This window comes from Parvibaculum sp., from assembly GCF_040882025.1.
Lineage (GTDB): Bacteria > Pseudomonadota > Alphaproteobacteria > Parvibaculales > Parvibaculaceae > Parvibaculum.
In genome coordinates this window covers 1-1342 of sequence record NZ_JBBECC010000025.1, presented here as the reverse complement: position 1 = coordinate 1342, position 1342 = coordinate 1, and the positions used below count along the sequence as shown (strand labels likewise).

Here is a 1342-nt window from a genome sequence, read left to right as displayed (position 1 = left end):
CCATTCCCCACCCCTCCCTTCCTGTCCCGGCGAAAACCGGGCCCCATTGAGGCGGGCGGGGCGCTGAGCGGCCAGGCACCAAAAGCAAAAGGCCGCCTCCTTTCGGAAGCGGCCCTTGTCCAGGTCAGCTGTTTCCAGCTTACTTCTTGATTTCCGACACGACGCCGGCGCCGACGGTGCGGCCGCCTTCGCGGATGGCGAAGCGCAGGCCCTTGTCCATGGCGACCGGGTGGATCAGCTCGACATCCATTTTCACGTTATCGCCCGGCAGCACCATTTCCTTGTCGGCCGGCAGTTTCACGATGCCGGTGACGTCGGTGGTGCGGAAGTAGAATTGCGGGCGGTAGTTGGTGAAGAACGGCGTGTGACGGCCGCCTTCTTCCTTGGTGAGGATATAGGCCTCGGCTTCGAACGTCGTGTGCGGCATGATCGAGCCCGGCTTGCAAAGCACCTGGCCGCGCTCAACGCCTTCGCGCTCAACGCCGCGCAGCAGCGCGCCGATATTGTCGCCGGCCTGGCCCTGGTCGAGCAGCTTGCGGAACATCTCGACGCCCGTACAGGTCGTCTTGACGGTCGGACGGATGCCGACGATCTCGATCTCTTCGCCGACCTTGACGATGCCCTGTTCGACCCGGCCGGTCACAACCGTGCCGCGGCCCGAGATCGAGAACACGTCTTCGACCGGCATCAGGAACGGCTTGTCCAGCGCGCGCTCAGGCGTCGGGATGTAGGTATCAACGGCTTCCATCAGCGCAAGAATGGCTTTCTCGCCGATTTCCGGATCGCGCCCTTCAACGGCGGCCAGGGCAGACCCCTTGATGATCGGGATCTCGTCGCCCGGGAAGCTGTAGGACGAGAGCAGGTCGCGTACTTCCATCTCGACAAGCTCGAGCAGCTCGGCGTCGTCGACCATGTCGACCTTGTTGAGGAACACAACCAAGGCAGGCACGCCGACCTGGCGGGCAAGCAGGATGTGCTCGCGGGTCTGCGGCATCGGGCCGTCAGCGGCGGAGCATACCAGGATGCCGCCGTCCATCTGCGCGGCGCCGGTGATCATGTTCTTCACATAGTCGGCGTGGCCGGGGCAGTCGACGTGCGCATAGTGACGGTTGGCCGTCTCGTACTCGACGTGCGCCGTGTTGATCGTGATGCCGCGCGCCTTCTCTTCCGGCGCTGCGTCGATGTCGGCATAGGCTTTCGCCGTCGCACCGCCGGATTTCGCCAGGATGATCGTGATCGCTGCCGTCAGCGTCGTCTTGCCATGGTCAACGTGGCCAATCGTGCCAATGTTGACGTGCGGCTTCGTACGCTCAAACTTTGCCTTGCCCATAGGGCCTCTCCT

The 1342-nt window shown here is 63.8% G+C and carries 1 protein-coding gene; it reads right to left on the bottom strand.

Annotated elements, in window-relative coordinates:
• Nucleotides 1-139: 139 nt before the first annotated feature.
• Nucleotides 140-1330 (bottom strand): elongation factor Tu, encoded by a 1191-nt coding sequence (gene tuf, locus WEB61_RS02005; protein ID WP_368062659.1) that lies wholly within the window; start codon nucleotides 1328-1330, stop codon nucleotides 140-142.
• Nucleotides 1331-1342 lie beyond the last annotated feature (12 nt).

Bases quoted from the DNA above. Each gene is read 5' to 3' on its own strand.
- tuf (WP_368062659.1), bottom strand. From the start codon at position 1,330: ATGGGCAAGGCAAAGTTTGAGCGTACGAAGCCGCACGTCAACATTGGC.